Genomic DNA, 18,794 nt, shown 5'->3' on the forward strand with positions numbered 1-18,794 from the left:
AATAAGACCCTTCCAAAGAAGGGTCTTTATGTTATGTTTGGTTGCGCGCGGCAATATGGAATGTGCCGTCCGCTTGGTTTTCCAAATGGCTTTCATGGCCGATCACCTGTGTAAAGCTGAACCCGACAGCAACAAGCAGCAATCCTGACAACAGTTTAGATTTCATATAGACAATCTCCTCTCTGGATTTGTTTTTGGGCGTGCACCATTTTTTCATAAAACGTGAGCGCTTTTTCAGGCTGTCCGTGTTTCATGTAAAATTTGGCAGCATCATGCGCCAATTCTTCCACATACGGATACAGCATGTGTTCTTCCAGAAAATCAAACGTGTGCCTGACGGATGCGTTATCCATTTCCTTGCCGTATAACGCATGTAAAAATTGGAACAGATTCACAAACAATTCATCATTGTATTCGCGGGCGATACTGAGCCCGAGGCGGTATTGCTTCTCTGCTTCGGCTGTAGTGTTCTGTTTATAAAGAACCTGTGTTAATGAGTAAATAGAATGCGGAAGATTATCGAACTTTTCTGACCTGCAAATGGAAACGGATGTCTCAAAATATTCGGCTGCTTTAGAGAGGTCTCCCATTTTTTCGTAACAGTTTCCGAGATTATATAAGGCTGAACTGATAAGACGGGGATTGCCTTCTTGTTTTGCAAGATCTAAAGCAAGTTCTAAGTGGGGCAATGCTCTTTCTGGATACTGCATGTCATCATAATTCCCTGCAATAACGAATTCACATTGGATTCTGCGGACGTTGTACGTCTCATACGATTGGTACGTTTCAAGGGCTTGAACGGCATAACTCATGGAGACGTAGGTTTGTTTCAGGTTGTAAAATATCTCGGCCATTTTAAAAGCAAACTCAGCTTTCTCGATGTCATCAGAAACGAGTGCAAGGTTTTTTTCAGCCCGTTTGTAATACATCATGGCGTTTAGGAACATTTTCTGTTTAAATTCGTACATTCCTCGAAAAAAATTAAAGTAGTAATCAAGCAGTCCTGTCAGTTTATACTGGTTGCCTTCAATGTCTTCCAATAATTCTGAAAACTCAGGCTGAGAAGGGTCCTCCTTTAAGGGCTTGATGTAATCCAGCATGACACGGTGTCTGAATTCCATTAATGAATAATACAGCAGCAGATCCTGATCTTCTTCCATATCCTCGATCTCTCTCTCTACTTCACGCTTGACGCGCTCCGCCTCAAGGACGTGAAACTGCCGGATATGGGTATACCATTCATTAATTTTGAGCCCGACAAAAGAGGACGGAATAGTCTGCTTCATCCTCAATAAATCCCCCCTTTTGGAATGACCGAGATATGTCATATTTTATCATATTTGCTAGAAAAAGAAGAACGCAAAAAGACCGCAATTGTCGAATTTCGGATATCCGCAACGATTTATCTCCGTCACAAGCGTATTGCTTGTTTCTTCCGTGCCGTTGATATAGCATATCCTTGCAGCTTTTATTCTGTATTAAATGGGGGTTATCACATGACAGCACAAAATCAATTGGTCAGCCACTTTCTGTCACATCGAAACGTGACGATTGAACTGGCGGAAAAAATCAGCCGCGAGCATTACGACTACAAACCGGCAGAGACATCAATGTCCGCTCAGGAACTTGTAAAACACATCGTTTATTCTTTTCTTATGTTTGCAAACGTCATTAACGACGGAAACGGATCAGCCATCCAGAACAAACCGAAAGAAGAAGCGGAAACAGACCTCGTCAAACTGGCGGAAGCATGTACTGAAAAAACGACAGACATCCTGTCACAGCTGACTGAAGAGCAGCTGAACCGCGAAATTGACCTGACCGCCTCTTTCGGCAGAAAAGTGACCGGCGCGGCTCTCCTTCAGCTTGCCATGGAGCATGAAATTCATCATAAAGGCAATCTTTTCGTGTATGTCAGAGAAATGGGCCACACGGAACTTCCGTTTTATCAGCAAAAATCATAATCCGGCCATCCGCCGGTCTGCGACATAACAGCAGGCTGGCGGATTTTTTGTTCTGTATAAAATTTTCCGAAAATTTAATTGATTACCGCCTCTTAATCATATATAATCTGATAAAAATAGTAGGATTATTCAGGAGGCACACAGATGACTGTAAGCATTGTGTTTATGGGTTTCTTTGTCGGAACGCTGGTCGGATTGACGGGTGTGGGAGGAGCGGCGCTTTTGACTCCTTTACTGATCGTTTTGGGGATCAACCCCTCAATCGCCGTCGGCACTGACCTTTTATATAACTCCATCACCAAACTGTTCGGTGTCGTTTCTCATTGGAAGCAGCGTACCGTTCAATTTAAACTTGTCGGCTACTTGGCGCTCGGGAGCATTCCCAGCGCAACAGCCGCCATCGGTGTTCTTCACTTGTTTCCCGCTTTTCACCAGCATCAGGAGCAGATTATCAAACAGGCGCTCGGCTACGTGCTGACCCTTGTCGCCATTTCCATTATCGCCCGCCTTTTTTTCGATAAAAAACTGCGGCCGAACCGCTGGCAGCAAAAAACGCTTGAAGAAAAGCGGACACTCATGATATTGATCGGCGTCATTTTCGGCTTCATCGTCGGCCTGACATCTATTGGGTCCGGCTCGTTATTTGCGATCGCCATGCTATACCTGTTCAGAATGAAAACGGCAGAAGTAGTGGGAACGGATATCGCACATGCCTTTCTGCTCGTAACTGCTGCCGGTCTGTTAAACGCAAGCTTCGGAAGCGTCGATTACCTGCTTGTATTGAATCTGTTGATCGGCTCTGTGCCGGGTGTGCTTCTCGGCAGCTTCTTTTCGCCGAAATTCTCACCGCGCCCGCTGCAATTTGTGATGGCGGCGATTATTTTAATCAGCGGAATAAAATTAATATAAAAAAGGCGGTCTGTTGTCAGATCGCCTTTTCCCTTATAACGTCACACCGGACTTAAAGATTGCAAGCTCCCGAAAATCGTTTTTTTCGTTATTGACGCATTCTCCGCTTGCAACTTTAATAATGTATTGAATAAAATCTCTTACAATGTGATCTTCTGTTGTTTGGTCTTCCGCCAATCTGCCCGCGTTGTAATCAATCCAATGAGGCTTTGATTGAAATAAATCGGTATTTGTTGATACTTTCACAGTCGGGACAAATGTGCCGAACGGCGTGCCTCTTCCGGTTGTAAACAAAACGATGTGACAGCCCGCCGCGGCGAGCGCTGAAGAAGCGATTAAATCATTGCCGGGCGCACTGAGCAGTGTCAATCCCTTTGTTTTCAGGGTTTCACCGTATGTCAGCACATCAGAAACCGGTGCAAGACCGGCTTTTTGGGTGCAGCCGAGCGACTTGTCTTCGAGCGTTGAAATGCCGCCTTCCTTATTCCCTGGTGACGGGTTTTCATAAATCGGCTGCTCGTGCTTCATAAAATATTGCTTGAAATCATTGATCAATCGGACTGTTTTATGAAACACTTCTTCGCTCGCCGCACGCTGCATGAGAATCGTCTCAGCGCCGAACATCTCAGGCACCTCCGTTAAGACCGTGCTCCCTCCCTGTGCAATCAAGTAATCTGAAAATCTCCCTAATAAAGGGTTTGCGGTGATGCCGGAAAAACCGTCCGACCCGCCGCACTTCAATCCGATGCTCAATTCTGACAGCGGAATCTCCTCACGTTTATCTCCCTTTGCCGCAAGGTGTATCTCTTTAAGTAGCGCAGTCCCTGCTTCAATTTCATCTGTGACAGCCTGTGATTCGAGAAATTTCACCCGATCTCCGTTCACTTCAGAAAGCGTTTCCTTAATCGCCGCCAGCTCATTATTTTCACAGCCGAGCCCTAAAACCAGCACACCGCCCGCATTTGGATGACGGATGGCGTTTATCAGCATTTGTTTCGTATTCTCATGATCATCGCCAAGCTGGGAGCAGCCGTATTGGTGCTTTAAAACCAGCACATTGTCAAAGGGCGCAATGTCTTTCGCCTCTTTTACGAAGCGCTGCAGGATTTTCTCAGCGACGCCGTTTACGCAGCCGACTGTAGGCACGATCCACAGTTCATTCCGGACGCCGGATGTACCGTTTTCTCTTTTGTAGCCTTTAAATGTCCGGTTCTCATTTGTAAAAGGATTGTCCTCGAAGCGCGGTGAATACGTGTATTCTTGCACATCGGATAAATTCGTTTGCAGATTATGGGTATGAATATGCTCGCCGGCCGAAATCCGCCTTGTCGCACGCCCGATCGAAAAACCGTATTTAATGATGCTGCCGTTTTCTTCAATGGTTTGCAGCGCGATTTTATGCCCCCGCTTTACAGGGTCCTTCACTTCAATCGTCAGTCCGTCTGTATGCAGCCGCTCCCCTTTGTTAAAATGGCGCATGGCGAGAAGCACGTTATCGTTTTTATGGATTTTTATGACCTCTTTCATTTTACTTCCCCCTTTTTGCCTCAGCATTCATGTAACGCATGCTTCATACCCCGCTTATGAATGACAGACAGAAAATAAGCCGTTCGTTCAGTCAGCCCCGGAAGATGATTCAGGTTCTTCCCCCACAGTCGCTCTTCTCCTAATATAGAAGATGCCGCTTGAAACATATCATCTTTGCAACGGGACCGCGCCATTTGAAAACGGTTAAGAACCTCCTCGCCGTCAGCCGGTTTGTTCGGTTCGTTCCAGTATGAATAGATCATGGAGCTGAACGAAAATACCAGCTTCTCAGGTAGCCGGCCCTCCTGTTCGATATAAGCCTTCAGCGTCGGCAGGTTTCTTGTTTTGAATTTCGCGGCGGCGTTAAGGGTAATGCTTTGCAGATAATGTTGGATATAAGGGTTTTTAAACCGCTGTAACACATCTGCCGCGTATTGGGTGACACCCTCCATTTGCAGCACAGGGAGGATTTCTTCATTGATCAGCTCTTCGATGAATCTGCCCGTCACCTCGTGCTCAGCCGCTTCCCGGACGGTTTGCAGTCCGTATAGTAAAGCCACTGGCGCCAATGCCGTGTGAGCGCCGTTTAAGATTCTCACCTTTTTTGTCCTGTAAGGCGTAAGGTCAGACGTGATCAGTGCGTTCAGCCCGGCCTCAGCAAAAGGAAGCTCATTCTGAAGCTGTTCCGGCCCTTCTATCACCCACAAATAATAATGCTCACTGACCACAATCAGACGGTCTTCGTATCCGAGAAAATCGGTAAGTTCTTCCGTGGTATCAACAGGAAATCCGGGAACAATCCGATCCACGAGAGTATTGCAGAAGATGTTCGCGTCATGAATCCATTGAGTAAAATCAGGCTCCAGCTCCCACAGCCCGGCATATTGAAGCACGGCAGCCTTCAGTTTCCGTCCGTTTTCTTCGACCAGTTCACATGGAAGCACAATGCACCCTTTCTCGGCGTCACCCGCAAATGCCTTATAGCGGAAATAAAGGAACGCCGCTAATTTCCCGGGGAATGTTTTTTGAGGTCTATCCTCAAGCCGGTCGCCTTTCTCAAACGTAATTCCCGCTTCTGTCGTATTGGAAATGATAAAACGAAGCTCCTCTTGTGCTGCCAGCCGTTTAAAGGAATCATAGTCAGAAAAAAGATCAATGCCGCGGCTGATGGATTTGACGATCATGTGTTCTTCAGCCGGTTTTCCGTCCTTTATCCCCCGCAAAAAAAGCGTAAACAAACCGTCCTGCTCGTTTAAACGTTTGATTTTCTCAGAGCCTCTCGGCTGTACGGCGACAACGCTTCCGTTAAAATCCGTCAATTGATTCATTTGATCGATCTGCCAGTCTGCGAAGGCCCGCAAAAAGTTGCCTTCGCCGAACTGAAGGACTTTTTCAGGATATTGAATGTATTCACCGCACATCTTTTTATTCAGCTGACGCAAGCTGTCCGCCTCCTTCTGCATTTATGCACACGTTAACATTTTTCTGTACGAAAACCCGGATAATCAGACGGGCCGTTATGTGAGTTTTTTAATTGAATCTCTTATCATCACCTCGGTGTTTTCGTATATTTTTTCCGCCGCCGTATCCGGGTCGGCGATTAGCGCCAAAATCTTCTCTGCGCCGAGTATGCTGATGTTTTCAACCGGGCGTTTTACTGTCGAAAGCCTCGGCGTCATGTATTGGGAAATGCCGATGTCATCAAACCCGATAACGGATATATCTTCCGGAACGTTCAGGCCTTTGGCGAAAATGGCATTCATCGCCCCGATCGCCATATCATCGTTTGAACAAAAAACAGCCGTAGGCGGTGATTGAAGCGCCAAGAGTTTTTCCATCGCCTGACTGCCGCTTTCCATATCATAGCGGCCTTTTACACTGTATTCATGCTTAATCGGGATAGAATGATCAATTAAAGATGTCAAATAGCCTTCTTTCCGCTGAGAAGTTGACCTGAATCCTTCCTTTCCCTCAATGATCGCGATATCTCTGTGTCCGTTTGCGATCAGGCAGTCGACCGCCTGTCTGGAGCCTTCTTTATCGTTTGACAGGATATTGGTGATGCTCCGGTCATCAATGTCCCGGTTCAGCACGACAAGCGGGATGTTTTTCTCGCGAATATGATAAATAAATGAATTATCACTGTCGCTTTGGCTCATTAAAATGATTCCGTCATATCTCATGGGCGTAATGGTTTCAAAGCTTTTCAGGTCGTCAATCGCGCGGACGAACAAATTGTATTCCTCACTGATTGTGCGGTTTACACCTTTGATGGTATCGGAAAAAAAGCTGTGTGAGGTTCCGTTTGTGATGCTTGTAAAAAACAGTCCGATCGTATGGGACTTTTGCATGGCAAGGCTTTTTGCATTTACATTCGGTGTGTAATTCAGCTGTGAAGCGAGCGCTAATATTTTCTGTTTTGTATGCTCTTTAATGTAGGGGCTGCCGTTAAGTGCCCGGGATACGGTGGTGTGGGATACGTTGGCGAGTTTTGCGATATCTTTTATGGTTACCATCGTTTTTCCTTTCTTTCTGTATGCTGTCATTTATTTCTATTGTACCATTAACGGACAGTCCATAAAATCACTAAAGTTGAGGTTTTGCATGATGTAAGTCCTGAACGAGCTCGGCATGCTGCCGGTCCGTCAGTTTATACATCAAACCGATAATCAGCATGGCGCACGCTAAAGCGAAAGCCGGGTACAGCAGCAGAAGCCCTTTAATCCCGATTAACGTGCCTTTTGTCTGAGATGCATTCGGGATATAGCCGATAACGCTCAGCCCGATGCCTGAAAGAAAACCTGATAAAGATTGGGCGAGTTTTCTGGAGAAGTTGAAAAGCGAATATGTCGTCGCCTCCTTCCGTTCACCCGTCTTCCATTCTCCGTAATCAATAATGTCCGACACAAGCGCCCACGTAATGCCGTTTGGTATGCTGATCCCGATAAAAGCAATGCTCGCTAACGCCGTAAAGATATATACATTTGACGGGAGACAGAAATTCAGCGCATCAGCCGCGGCGCTGACGGCAAAACCGATCATCACCGTTTGCTTTTTTCCGAAGCGTTTGACGAGTTTCGGCATAAACAAAACACCTAAAAATGAAGAACCGATGATGATAAAACTCATGTAGGACATCAGCTCCGCATTGTTGAGATTGTACTGGGCGAAGTAAACAAGCATAGCGGATTTAATGTTATATGCCGATATTGAGAAAATCGTCATGAAAACGACGGTCAGAAGCGGTTTGTTGCCGATAAAGCATTTGAAAACCGACATGACGGACAGCTTTTCTTTCGGCGCTTCACGGACGATAATTCTTTCTTTGCAGTTTCGGTAGCAGATCATAAATCCCGCGATTCCGATTACGGCCATCATTCCCATGACTGCCGGGTAGCCGATGTGAACGTTATCAAAATGAACGAGAATCGGGATGACGATGACACTTGTAATGAGCAGCGCGCCGAGGGAGCCGATCTGGCGGAATGCAGAAAGCGCCGTTCTGTCCTCCGCATCCTGTGTAATGGCCGCGCCGAGGGAGCCGTACGGAATATTGACGAAAGAATAAGCGACCCCCCACAGCATGTAAGAAGCATAGGCGTACACAAGCTTCCAGGTGACGCTCACGTCCGGTGACACAAAAATCAATACGGTCATGACCGCAAGAATAATACTTCCGAATAATAAATACGGCCTGAATTTACCCCGGGGTCCGATCTTTTTTCTGTAGTCAATGGCCGAGCCGACAATCGGATCAGTCACAGCCGCAAACAGCTTGCTGACCAAAAAAATACTGCCGGCGAACGCTGCCGGAATGCCTGCGACATCTGTGAAAAACTTCAGCAAATAGATCTGCCCGAGATCAAACATAAATCCGTTCCCAAAATCTCCAAATCCATAGGATACTTTTTCTTTCAGACTCAGCTTATGCTCCTTCACTTTTGCGGCAGGTGCTGTCACGACAGGCACATTACTCATAGGCCACCTCTTTCATTCCATTTTTTAAAAGCGGAAATATTCCTCAGCATTCCGGTAACAAATCCCCTCGACAATCTTTCCTAAAAGCTCCATATCGTAAGGCGCTTCGCCTTGTTCCGCCCAGCCGCCGATCAGCGTGCAGACAAGCCGCCTGAAGTATTCATGGCGGGGATAGGACAAGAAACTTCTTGAATCCGTCAGCATCCCGATAAAACGGCTGAACAGGCCCATGTTTGATAACGCTTTCATTTGCTGGAGCATTCCATCTTTCGTGTCATTGAACCACCAGGCTGTGCCGAATTGAATTTTCCCCGGTGTTTTCCCATCCTGAAAGCTGTTGATCATGCTGGCGATAATATAGTTGTCATTCGGATTCAAAGAATACAAAATCGTTTTAGGCAACTGCCGCTTTTTTTCGGCGGAATCTAACAGCCGGGCAAGCGGTTTTGCGATACGTTCATCATTAATTGAGTCATATCCCGTATCAGGACCGAGGCTGCTGAACTTATTTGTATTGGTATTTCTTAACGCGTTAATATGGAACTGCATCGCCCAGTCCAGTTCGGCGTAAAGGCCGCAAAGATATTTCAGCGTCCGTGTTTTGAATTTCTTTTCATCTTCAAAAGACACATGCTCTCCGCTTAATCCGGCTGCAAAAATCCGGGCCGCTTCCTCTTCGGTCGTCTCGGCATAAACCATTTGATCTAACGCATGATCCGACACTCTTCCCCCGGCATTGTGAAAAAAGCGGACGCGGGATTCTAACGCATCTAAATACGATTGGTAGGTGGTGACAGCTATTCCGGAAGCACTCTCCAGCGAACGGACCCAATCGGCAAAACCCGGTCTGCTGATGTCCAGTCCTTTGTCAGGCCGAAATCCGGGCAGCACTTGAACCGGAAAATCACTTTCTTTCAACAGTTCGTGGTATGTCAGCGCATCGGCAGGATCGTCGGTTGTGCAAATGACTTTGACATTTGATTTCAGAATGAGATCCCTTGCGCCAAACCCGTCTCCCTGCAGGAGCTCATTCGTTTTTTTCCAAATGGCCGCGGCCGTTTTTTCATTCAATACGTCATAAATGCCGAACCAGCGCTGCAGCTCTAAATGCGTCCAGCTGTACAGCGGATTGCCTATCGCCATCGGCACCGTTTTTGCCCAGGCGAAAAACTTCTCTTCATCTGAAGCGTTTCCGGTAATGCAGCGCTCTTCAATGCCGTTGGCCCTCATAATCCGCCACTTGTAGTGGTCACCGTAAAGCCATGCCTCCGTAATGGTTGCGAAGGTTTTATTTTCATAGATTTCCTTTGGGCTTAAGTGACAGTGATAATCAATGATCGGCATGTTTTCAGCGTATTCCCGGTACAGCTTTACGGCCGTTTTACTATCCAGTAAAAAATCATCACCCATAAAAGCTTTCACACTTTCATCCTCCCTCTTAAAAATGTTAACGTTAACAAAATGGTTCTTTTTTATTTTAGCTTCCTCTTTCTCACATATCAATCATTTTTATTTTATTTTTCAGAAAATTGTATCCGTTAACATTTTCATACAAAAAAAGACACTGCCGAGAAAGTCCGGCAATGTCTTCTGTGTGATCTTGAGGATTAGTAAGCGAGGCTGAATAATCCTTTGATATGTGTTAAATAACGTACGTTACTTGCTTCTTTCATTAAAGATGCCGGAAGACCTTTCAGCGGAGTAGAGTTCGCTCCGATGATGGCAACCGCGTCTTTACGTCCGAGGCTTGCAAGCGTACCAGAGTTTACAGGCTTGAATGTTTCAAGCGTTTTTCCTTCTAAGTAAGCGAACAGGTTGTAACCGACAAGTTCACCCATCTGCCAAGCGATTTGCGCTGTCGGCGGGTACGGACGGCCGTCCGGCGCAAAGTATACAGCGCTGTCTCCGACAACGAATACATCTTCGTGAGAAGTAGATTGTAAGAAATCGTTAACCGTCGCACGGCCGCGGTTCACTTCAAGGCCGGATTCGCCGACTAACGGGTTGCCTTGTACGCCGCCTGTCCATACAAATGTGTTGGCAACGACTTTTGAACCGTCTTTCAGATCAATAACGTTTCCTTCAACATTTGTAACAGGAAGACCTGTTAAGAACTCAACGCCGCGTTTTTCAAGACTTTTTGTCGCGCGTTCGATAAGGTCATCAGGAAGAACAGGAAGAATTTTCGGACCTGCTTCTACTAATTTCAGTTTGATTTCTTTCGGATCTACGCCGTATTTTTTCGTAAGGTTCGGCATGATGTCAGCAAGCTCACCGACAAGCTCGACGCCTGTTAAGCCGCCGCCGCCGATAAGGATCGTTGCATCAGCTTCGTTTTTCGTTTTAGCGTATTCACGCACACGGTCTTCCACGTGTTTGTATACTTTGTTGGCATCAGCAGCAGATTTCAGCACCATGCTGTTTTCTTCGAGTCCAGGAATGCCGAAATAAGCCGTAACAGAACCAAGTCCGACAACAAGCGCGTCATAAGTCAGCTTAGAACCGTCAGAAAGGGCAACTTCTTTCTTATCAACTGAGAAAGAATTGACTTCTGCGATTTTAATGTCGACGTCTTTTCCTTTCAGAAGTTTTTCAAGCGGCATAGCAACAGCCTGTTCAGACACGTTGCCTGCTGCAAGGCGGTGCAGTTCCGTAATGATTTGGTGAGTCGGGTATTTGTTCACAACGGTTACGCGTGCTTCATCTTTACTGTAATGTTTGCGAACGGTTAAAGCAGAAAGAACTCCGCCGTAACCAGCGCCTAAAATGACAATATGTTTTGACATCGTATATCCTCCGTCCTTTATATCAATTTGAATCTGAGATTATTTTTGTTTTTCGTTCATGATTTCAAGATAGCTGTTAGCAAAACGGAACAGCTTTTGAGCTTGAGGATCTTTCAGCATGCGCAGCAGGCCGAAAAGTCCGATCGTTTCATTGCTTGCATCCGCGCGGTCTTTTGCTTCGATCGCAGTAGCCGCCACTTCTTTCGCTGTTTCTTTCACCGGCTCAAGAATTTCTGTAAGCGCACCCACTGTATCGCTCTTCAATACTTCGTCTGTCGCTACAGACTGTGCAAAATCATAAGACTTCGTTAAAATATTTACTAACTCAGTCAGTTTTGGAAGCTGATCCACTAAAACAGTCAGTGATTCTTGAACTTCAGGTTTTAGCAGCTGATCAATAAGATCGCGTTGGCCTTGGCTGACAGATGCATTTGTTTGATCGATTGTTTCTGGCATATCCGATTCTCCTTTACTATAAGCAGTATGCTGATTTTTTTGGAAAGGGTAGCCTTTCCCCCTTCATGCAGAAAAGCATGAAAAAGCAAGATTGTGAATTCATGCACAATCATTTACAAAAATAAATGTTTACTACCCAGTTTTTCACTTTGCCATATCCAGTATTATTTTTATATCAACAAAAACAATTGAATAAGTCAAAATTTCTTTTTCCTCTCTGAAAATAGCAAACATAAAAAACCCCAATTTGATTTACTCTTATATAATAACACTTTTTGAACAAAATTTGAACGTGAATTGTTTCGTTTATGAAATTATTTATATGGCGGGGGTGTAATAACGTTTCTTTCAGGCTATTTTTTTACAGACCATCCGCTTTTCCCCTGTCATTTTTCCCACAATTTTAAAAGCGGGCCCGATTTTCCCGTAAAGGGGTCGCATTCCGGGAGCGGGACACGGCTGATTTCTTCTGAAGTTCTATCATTTTTCTCCGTTTTTGTATCGTACTGCCGGCCGCCCGGATAAGCCCCGATCACGGTAAAATCAGAACTGCCCGACAGTTTTTTATGTCCGGTGCCGGCCGGAATGACCGCTGCGTCTCCCATTTGAAGAACCGCGTCCGCTCCTTGTTCCCCGCCGAACCTCAAAACCGCGTTTCCTTTTACCGCGACAAGAACTTCGTGCGTGGTGCTGTGAAAATGGTGATACGGAAATACTCCGCCCGTCCAGCTGTTCGACCAATCGTGCCGGCGGAGGACGGACTCTGCTTTCTGTACCGTTTCTTCATTAAATACCGCTTTATAAATAACAAGCGGAAGATTCGGGTTATTCGGAATGCGGCCGTCATCTTCGAAATAAAGCACTTGAATATCCTCTTTCTGCACTGTTTTCACCTCCGTATATGTCTGTTTCCCATTCATCATTTGTTAAAACGCTATTTTTTCATATTCCATTGCGAAGCCTGCCGGTGAATAGTATAGTATAAAAAAATATGTGTCAAAATGAGGGATTTAATGAAAGCCATCGTGATCGGAATATTGGCATCTCTGTTTTTTGCAGTCACCTTTATTTTAAACAGGGCGATGGAGCTTTCCGGCGGAAGCTGGATGTGGAGCTCTTCCCTGCGTTTTCTTTTTATGGTTCCGTTTTTATTTTTGATCGTTTATGCGAAAGGAAAATGGGTGCCGCTCTGGCATGAAATCCGAAAAAAACCGTTGTTTTGGCTGAAGTGGAGTTTTACCGGGTTCGTGCTTTTTTATGCCCCGATTACGTTTGCGGCGGCATATGGGCCGGGCTGGCTGATCGCCGGCACGTGGCAGATTACAATTGTCGCGGGTGTGCTTCTGTCGCCGTTTTTCTACGAAACAAAACATTCACCGGCGGGCCCGGTTTCCGCCAGACAAAAGATCCCGCTGATTTCGCTGGTTACTTCCGTCATCATCCTGATCGGAGCCGGTCTGATTCAGCTTCAGCATGCGGGTTCTCTGTCCGGCCGCACGATACTATTCAGCGTTGTGCCGGTCGTCATCGCCGCTTTTGCCTATCCGCTCGGCAACCGCAAAATGCTGGAACAATACGGCGGAAAACTCGATACGTTTCAGCGGGTGCTCGGCATGACGCTCGCAAGCCTTCCGTTTTGGCTTTTGATCGCCGCTTTCGGCTGGCATAGAGACGGGCTTCCCTCAATGGGACAGACATTCCAATCATTTATCGTCGCACTCAGTTCTGGCGTTATCGCAACAGTATTATTTTTCCGCGCCACCGATATGGTGAGGAATGAGCCGCAGAAGCTCGCTGCTGTTGAGGCGACGCAGTCCGGAGAGGTTCTTTTTGCACTGATCGGCGAAATCGTCTTTTTATCCGCGGTGTTTCCGTCACTTCTTTCATTTGCCGGACTGTTCATTATTATTGCGGGAATGGTCATGCATACATTCGCTTCCCGGCAGACAGACCAGAAAACAGCTGAGCAAACGTCAGCCAATCTCACCGGTTCCTGATTTTTTTACGAAAGGTGTCATCCTGTATGAAAGAAGAAACTCCGGCAATATCTTTTCTGTCAGCCGGCAAACGCTTTGAACAAAACCATACGTCCTTTGATGTCCTAAGCCGTGTAACCGGACATATTCAAAAAGGTTCTATCACGGCGTTGATAGGGCCTTCCGGCGCGGGAAAAAGCACATTGCTGTCGCTGTGCAATCTGATGAATACACCTGATGAAGGAGAAGTGCTTGTATTCGGAAAAGAAATAAGACACTGGGACATCAGAGAGCTCAGAAAAACCGCGGGCCTTGCATTTCAATCAGCTCCCGTCATGGACGGCATGGTGCGGGACAACCTTCTGCTCGCAGAAAAACTCCACGGGGCACAGCACTATACGCCTGAAGAGCTCGCAGATTTTACAGATCTTCCGCGCGGGCTTCTGGATCGAAATGCAAAAGAATTATCCGGAGGTCAGCGGCAGAAGCTCTCATTAGCGCGAACTCTCGCCGGACTGCCGTCCATCCTGCTGCTTGATGAAATCACATCGGCGCTGGACCCGTCATCCGTTCTCACCATTGAGAAACTGATTACGAAACTCCATCGGCAAAAACAGCTGACGATCCTGTGGATCACCCATAACCTTGAACAAGCGGAACGATTATCCGATACAGTATGGTTTATGGCTGAGGGACGGCTTTTAGAGACCGCGGAAACGAAAACGTTCTTTAAAGAACCGAAACACGAAAAGGCCCGGGCGCTTTTACAAGGGAGCGGGTGCTGATATGAATGATCTTTCTCTGTTACTAACAAGTATATTTGTCATTATCGCTTTATTCCTGTCTAAATCTTTTAAAGCCGGCGTCGAAAAGGATATGATCGTCGCAACCGTCAGGGCCGTCATTCAGCTTCTCATCATCGGCTATGTGCTGTCGCTGATTTTTCGCGGTGATCACCCGGTGTTTATCATATTAATGGTGCTTCTCATGCTCACGGCCGCTTCGCACAATGTCGCCAAACGGAAAAAAATGCGGATCGGCTCATTTTGGCGCGTTTTTCTGACACTGGCGATCGTGGAAGTTGTGACGCAGGGACTTTTACTGACCCTGCATATCATTCCGTTCACTTCAAGATATGTCATTCCGATAAGCGGTATGGTCATCGGAAACTCCATGGTGCTCTCAAGCCTGTTTTTAAGCCGGCTCAGTTCGGAAGCAGACCTGCGGAAAGAAGAAATCCAGCTGATTCTCTCTCTCGGAGGAACGCCTAAGCAGGCCGTCCGGCAGATATTGACGTCCAGTATGAAGCTCAGTATGATCCCGACGCTTGAAAGCCAGAAAACATTGGGTCTCGTTCAGCTTCCCGGCATGATGACGGGGCAGATTTTAGCGGGGGCTGATCCGATACAGGCGGTGCGCTTTCAGCTGCTGATCGTTTTTACAACGATGGCCTCCGCTCTTCTTACATGTATCATACTCAGCGCCTTGACATATCCTTCCCTTTTCACGGAACACTGGCAATTAAAAAAATTCAGCAGGGAAGCGTAGGCTTTTTTCCCTGCTGAATGATGGTTTATGACAAGGTCAGAGATTCATAGTAACGGGATAATTCAATAATCATCGCTCCCATCCGCTCAATGTCCGGAGCAAGGACCCTCTTTACCCCTTCATCCCGGATCGCTTCAGCCGTCACTTTGCCGACTGCGGCGGCAAGCACATGTTTTTCGAATGCCTGCTGCAATTCTTTTGTGAACCCTTTTTCTTTTGCATAATCAAAGAGAGAGCGCACTTGAATGGCTGTCGTAAAACATACGGCATCGACCTCTCCGTTTAACAGCTCTCCCAGCAGTTTATCGACCGTCTCCCTTTCAGGCGGAATATGCTTATACGGCAGAACAGGGAAAACCTCCGCTCCGTTTTTCTCAAGGAACTCCGTTAAGACCGGCGCTTTTTCGCCATGAAGCTGTATCATGACTTTTTTATCTTTAAAGTCAAATCGTTCCAAGGAGCGGATCAGCCCTCTTGTTGTACCGTCTTCATCTGAGGCATGCGGCGTGATGCCGAGCTTTTTTAAGGCCGCATATGTTTTATAGCCTCTGCAGCCGATTTTCGCTTCATGAACGGCCGCTAAAAATTCTTCTTTCAGACCGATTTTTTCCGATACCGACAATAACGTTTCCGTACCGATGCCTGTGGTGAATATCACCCAGTCGGCTTTTTGCCCGGCAAATGTTCTTACGTCGGGTTCAATTTGATCCTCCGCCAGGTATACGGTTCCTTGGAGGGAACGGACGACTGCCGTTCCGCCCTGCTTTTCTATTAATTTTGTGATCTCTTCTGTTTTCCGCGAACCGCCGATGGCAATCCGTTTCCCGTTCAATCCTTTTCCCATCGCTGTTTTCTTCTTCCCTTCAGATGCCGGGCGCCCTATGGCAGGCCGTCATTTATTTCTATTATTGTTACGCAATCAGCCGGGAAAATCAAGCTATGCTCCCGTTGAATCCCCCGTGCAGTTGCTGTATCATTAACCGGGCAGAACGATTTGATTCGCGGAGGGACTTTCAATCATGGAAACAAAAAAAGAGTTCGAGACAAAAGGATACGATACTTCGGTCATTTATGAGTTCAATGAATATCCTGATGTTCACAGCGGCCGATGTGACAATTGCGACTACACGCTGTTTAAAAGTTCAGTGAAGGGCGGAAAATTTTTGAGGGAATGCCGGAGATGCGGCATGAAGAAAAACATATAACAAAACAGGCAGCCGTCTTCCGGTGCGCTGCCTGTTTCTCAATCAATTTTCGACGGCCGCCGTTTTCAAAAATTCTTCAATGGCGCAAACAGCCTGTTTGGGGCCGCCGGTTTCTTCTATTTTCTGCTGCATGCTTTTCACGCGGCTGAGGATGTTCTTATCGCCGTATACGTTCTGAACGTCTTTTTGCAAACGGGCCGCAGTGACTTCTTTCGGCGGCAGATGCACGCCAAGCCCCAATTCATCCACACGCTTTGCGGTGACCTCTTGTTCGTGCATTTGCGGAACGACAACGAGCGGGACACCCGCATTCATCGCCTCCATTGTACTGTTCATCCCGCCGTGAGATACGAACAGCTTTGCTTTCTCCAGCACATCAAGCTGAGGAACGTGCTGGCGGATGATAAAGTGATCGGGGACATCCGAAAAACTTTCCGGATCAATTGTTGTGCCGACTGACATAATAACCCGCCAGTCCGAGTCCCGAAACGCGTCAATACACATCCGGTAAAATTCAGGCCAGGCGTTAAACGCCGTTCCCAGTGAGATGAGCATAAGCGGACGGTCATCGGCTGCATCAATTTCCAGACTTCCCGTATTTGTGCGTTCTCCAAGAGACGGACCCACAAAACAGAATCGTTCATCAAAGGTTTCCTGTTTCGGCTGAAAGGCCCTTGGCATAAAGACAATATTCAGTTTTTCAGGCATAAAAAATTCTTCCATTGTCATCCGTTTCAATTGTTCATTTTCAATCTGCTCCTGATATTCTTCTATCGCCTGTTTGGCCGCTTCCAGTGTTTCTTCGTCTCTTCCTAATTGAAAATACTCATTCATTGCATAGCTCGGGCAGAACTTTACGGCCGGGATGCCGCCATTATCCGCAAACAATTTTCCGGCAAGAGCTAAAAAATCAAACAGGACGATGTCAGGAAGGTCGTCTTTGTACAGCTCTTCCAACTGCGGAAGCACTTCAACCGCTTCTTCCAGAAACATCACAAACGCGTCATTTTTATTTACCCGTTCTTTTATCGTCTCCGGGTCCGCCTTTATGCTTGTGCGGTATAAAACGGGAATGGCGCCCGTTTTGGCAACGGAAGCTTCAAATTCCTCAGTCGTAGCGAATGTCACTTTATACCCGCGATTGACAAGTTCCTCGGCTACAGGCAGCGTGGGATTGACATGACCGTGAGCGGCCACATTAATAATGGCGATGTGTGTTTTTCTCATCTTTTTTCTTCTCCCTCACTTTCGTTTATCTCCGCTTCTAAAGACTCCAGCCCGTACATGACACTGTTTCGGATCGGCTCAATCCCGACGGGCTCAAGGTGTGAAAAGGTTTTTACAATTCCTTTCAGCGCGGCTTCCGCTTCAAGTCTGGCAAGCGGTGCGCCTAAGCAGAAGTGTACGCCGAATCCGAAGGAAAGGTGCGGATTCGATTGGCGATGAATATCAAATACGCCCGCCTTCTCAAATTTGTTTTCATCACGGTTGGCAGATGCAACGTAGCAGAGAACGATCTCCCCGCTTTTCAAGCGGCGTCCGCGCAGTTCAGTGTCGTGCCGGACCGTCCTTCTGACAAACGGAGCGGGAGCGCGAAAACGCAGCGTTTCTTCCACCGTTTGCGCGATGAGAGAAGGGTCCTGTCTCAGCTCTTCATAAAGGCCGGGCGTTTCTAATATGCTGTAAACCGCATTTGAAATGAGATTAGTCGTTGTTTCATTTCCCGCCACTAAAAGCAGGTTGCAAAACGGGATCAGATCTTCTGCCGTGAGCTTCTCTCCCTCTTCTTCCTCTTTTATCAAAATAGAAATAATGTCTTGGCCGGGCTTTTTTCGTTTGCTTTCTATTATTTCCGCAAAAAACGCCGCCAGCTCCGCCTCACATTGGTCACGTTCCTGCTGATTTTTCTCCGCCGCTTCAGGACTCGCATCTTTCGGCATGCTGACGAGAATGTCCGACCATTTTTTAAACTGATCCATATGTTCGGACGGAACGCCTAATAATTCTGAAATCACCATGACCGGCAAAGGGTAAGAGAGATCTTTAACGATATCAATCCGCCCTTTGTTCTTTGCCTGTTTCAGGAGATGATCGGTAATGTCTTTAATTCGCGGCTCCCATTCCTTCAAGACGCGGGGAGTGAAAGCACGATTGACGGCAGATCTGATTTGGGTATGCTTCGGCGGGTCCATATTCAGCATGGACTTTGCAATCGAGCTTTTCACATCAGTCATGAGGCTTGAGAACGTCTCTTTATCACTGATGACTTTTTTGACATCATCGTATAAAAACACACTCCAAACCTTCGTTTCTTCATCAAAGTGTATAGGGCTTTCCCGTCTCATTTTTTCGTACCAAGGAAAAGGGTTGTATACGTCCAGGCCGTTTTTTCCTTTCATCAGGGTTCTTTGGATGGCTTGTCTCGTGCTCCTCAGCTTACTCATG

The 18,794-nt window shown here is 46.7% G+C and carries 19 protein-coding genes; 6 read left to right on the top strand and 13 right to left on the bottom strand.

Annotated features, from left to right (window positions below; genetic code table 11):
* Nucleotides 1-31: 31 nt before the first annotated feature.
* Entirely contained in the window at nucleotides 32-166 is a 135-nt protein-coding gene (locus tag CXL14_RS20105; RefSeq protein ID WP_003154881.1) for a PhrA family phosphatase inhibitor, read from the bottom strand.
* Nucleotides 156-1,292 (bottom strand): Rap family tetratricopeptide repeat protein, encoded by a 1,137-nt coding sequence (locus CXL14_RS16915; protein WP_087920760.1) that lies wholly within the window; start codon nucleotides 1,290-1,292, stop codon nucleotides 156-158. The genes CXL14_RS20105 and CXL14_RS16915 overlap by 11 nt, the downstream gene beginning before the upstream one ends.
* Before the next feature lie 204 nt (nucleotides 1,293-1,496).
* Here CXL14_RS16915 and CXL14_RS16920 point away from each other — a divergent pair, with 204 nt between their 5' ends.
* Entirely contained in the window at nucleotides 1,497-1,964 is a 468-nt protein-coding gene (locus tag CXL14_RS16920) for a DinB family protein (protein ID WP_021494037.1), read from the top strand.
* Nucleotides 1,965-2,108: 144 nt separating this feature from the next.
* On the top strand, nucleotides 2,109-2,873 hold the full coding sequence (locus tag CXL14_RS16925) for a sulfite exporter TauE/SafE family protein (protein ID WP_007610763.1): 765 nt from the start codon (nucleotides 2,109-2,111) through the stop codon (nucleotides 2,871-2,873).
* A 33-nt stretch (nucleotides 2,874-2,906) separates the two neighbouring features.
* Here CXL14_RS16925 and CXL14_RS16930 read toward each other — a convergent pair whose 3' ends face one another.
* The 8 genes from CXL14_RS16930 to CXL14_RS16965 all read right to left on the bottom strand — a co-directional run bounded on the left by CXL14_RS16930 (nucleotide 2,907) and on the right by CXL14_RS16965 (nucleotide 12,504).
* Nucleotides 2,907-4,400, bottom strand: coding sequence for a UxaA family hydrolase (locus CXL14_RS16930; RefSeq protein ID WP_014417513.1), 1,494 nt, complete (start codon nucleotides 4,398-4,400; stop codon nucleotides 2,907-2,909).
* A gap of 20 nt (nucleotides 4,401-4,420) precedes the next feature.
* The gene (locus CXL14_RS16935; RefSeq protein ID WP_014417512.1) at nucleotides 4,421-5,842 is read right to left on the bottom strand and encodes a tagaturonate reductase; all 1,422 of its coding nucleotides are present in this window, start codon (nucleotides 5,840-5,842) and stop codon (nucleotides 4,421-4,423) included.
* Between the two features lie 75 nt (nucleotides 5,843-5,917).
* Nucleotides 5,918-6,916, bottom strand: a complete 999-nt coding sequence (locus tag CXL14_RS16940; protein ID WP_014417511.1) for a LacI family DNA-binding transcriptional regulator — start codon at nucleotides 6,914-6,916, stop codon at nucleotides 5,918-5,920.
* Nucleotides 6,917-6,986: 70 nt separating this feature from the next.
* Nucleotides 6,987-8,378 carry an MFS transporter gene (locus CXL14_RS16945; RefSeq protein ID WP_014417510.1) on the bottom strand — a complete coding sequence of 464 codons (1,392 nt, stop codon included), beginning with the start codon at nucleotides 8,376-8,378 and terminating at the stop codon, nucleotides 6,987-6,989.
* A gap of 24 nt (nucleotides 8,379-8,402) precedes the next feature.
* A complete protein-coding gene (uxaC, locus tag CXL14_RS16950; RefSeq protein ID WP_088056521.1) occupies nucleotides 8,403-9,800 on the bottom strand; it encodes a glucuronate isomerase in 1,398 nt (465 codons plus the stop codon).
* 185 nt (nucleotides 9,801-9,985) lie between these two features.
* Nucleotides 9,986-11,164 (bottom strand): NAD(P)/FAD-dependent oxidoreductase, encoded by a 1,179-nt coding sequence (locus CXL14_RS16955; protein ID WP_014417508.1) that lies wholly within the window; start codon nucleotides 11,162-11,164, stop codon nucleotides 9,986-9,988.
* 39 nt (nucleotides 11,165-11,203) lie between these two features.
* The gene (locus CXL14_RS16960; protein ID WP_003154908.1) at nucleotides 11,204-11,620 is read right to left on the bottom strand and encodes a DUF1641 domain-containing protein; all 417 of its coding nucleotides are present in this window, start codon (nucleotides 11,618-11,620) and stop codon (nucleotides 11,204-11,206) included.
* Nucleotides 11,621-12,006: 386 nt separating this feature from the next.
* The gene (locus CXL14_RS16965; RefSeq protein WP_014417507.1) at nucleotides 12,007-12,504 is read right to left on the bottom strand and encodes a cupin domain-containing protein; all 498 of its coding nucleotides are present in this window, start codon (nucleotides 12,502-12,504) and stop codon (nucleotides 12,007-12,009) included.
* 129 nt (nucleotides 12,505-12,633) lie between these two features.
* Between CXL14_RS16965 and CXL14_RS16970 the strand changes: the two genes are divergently transcribed.
* Genes CXL14_RS16970 through CXL14_RS16980 form a run of 3 tightly spaced genes read left to right on the top strand, consistent with a single transcriptional unit; the run spans nucleotide 12,634 to nucleotide 15,144 of the window.
* Entirely contained in the window at nucleotides 12,634-13,617 is a 984-nt protein-coding gene (locus CXL14_RS16970; RefSeq protein ID WP_029973094.1) for a DMT family transporter, read from the top strand.
* A gap of 26 nt (nucleotides 13,618-13,643) precedes the next feature.
* Nucleotides 13,644-14,381 (top strand): ABC transporter ATP-binding protein, encoded by a 738-nt coding sequence (locus tag CXL14_RS16975; protein WP_014417505.1) that lies wholly within the window; start codon nucleotides 13,644-13,646, stop codon nucleotides 14,379-14,381.
* 1 nt (nucleotide 14,382) lies between these two features.
* Nucleotides 14,383-15,144, top strand: a complete 762-nt coding sequence (locus tag CXL14_RS16980) for an ABC transporter permease (protein ID WP_032863790.1) — start codon at nucleotides 14,383-14,385, stop codon at nucleotides 15,142-15,144.
* 25 nt (nucleotides 15,145-15,169) lie between these two features.
* Here CXL14_RS16980 and CXL14_RS16985 read toward each other — a convergent pair whose 3' ends face one another.
* Complete coding sequence (locus tag CXL14_RS16985; protein WP_014417502.1) at nucleotides 15,170-15,988, bottom strand: uroporphyrinogen-III synthase; 819 nt, start codon at nucleotides 15,986-15,988, stop codon at nucleotides 15,170-15,172.
* A gap of 175 nt (nucleotides 15,989-16,163) precedes the next feature.
* On the opposite strand from CXL14_RS16985, the gene CXL14_RS16990 reads away from it, so the two are divergent.
* Complete coding sequence (locus tag CXL14_RS16990) at nucleotides 16,164-16,349, top strand: DUF8096 family protein (protein ID WP_003154919.1); 186 nt, start codon at nucleotides 16,164-16,166, stop codon at nucleotides 16,347-16,349.
* A 42-nt stretch (nucleotides 16,350-16,391) separates the two neighbouring features.
* Here CXL14_RS16990 and CXL14_RS16995 read toward each other — a convergent pair whose 3' ends face one another.
* Together CXL14_RS16995 and CXL14_RS17000 are read right to left on the bottom strand one after the other, a co-directional pair.
* Nucleotides 16,392-17,576, bottom strand: coding sequence for a macrolide family glycosyltransferase (locus CXL14_RS16995; protein ID WP_014417501.1), 1,185 nt, complete (start codon nucleotides 17,574-17,576; stop codon nucleotides 16,392-16,394).
* On the bottom strand, nucleotides 17,573-18,793 hold the full coding sequence (locus CXL14_RS17000) for a cytochrome P450 (RefSeq protein ID WP_014417500.1): 1,221 nt from the start codon (nucleotides 18,791-18,793) through the stop codon (nucleotides 17,573-17,575). The genes CXL14_RS16995 and CXL14_RS17000 overlap by 4 nt, the downstream gene beginning before the upstream one ends.
* Nucleotide 18,794: the final 1 nt, after the last annotated feature.

The organism is Bacillus sp. SJ-10 (assembly GCF_002843505.1).
Taxonomy (GTDB): domain Bacteria; phylum Bacillota; class Bacilli; order Bacillales; family Bacillaceae; genus Bacillus; species Bacillus velezensis.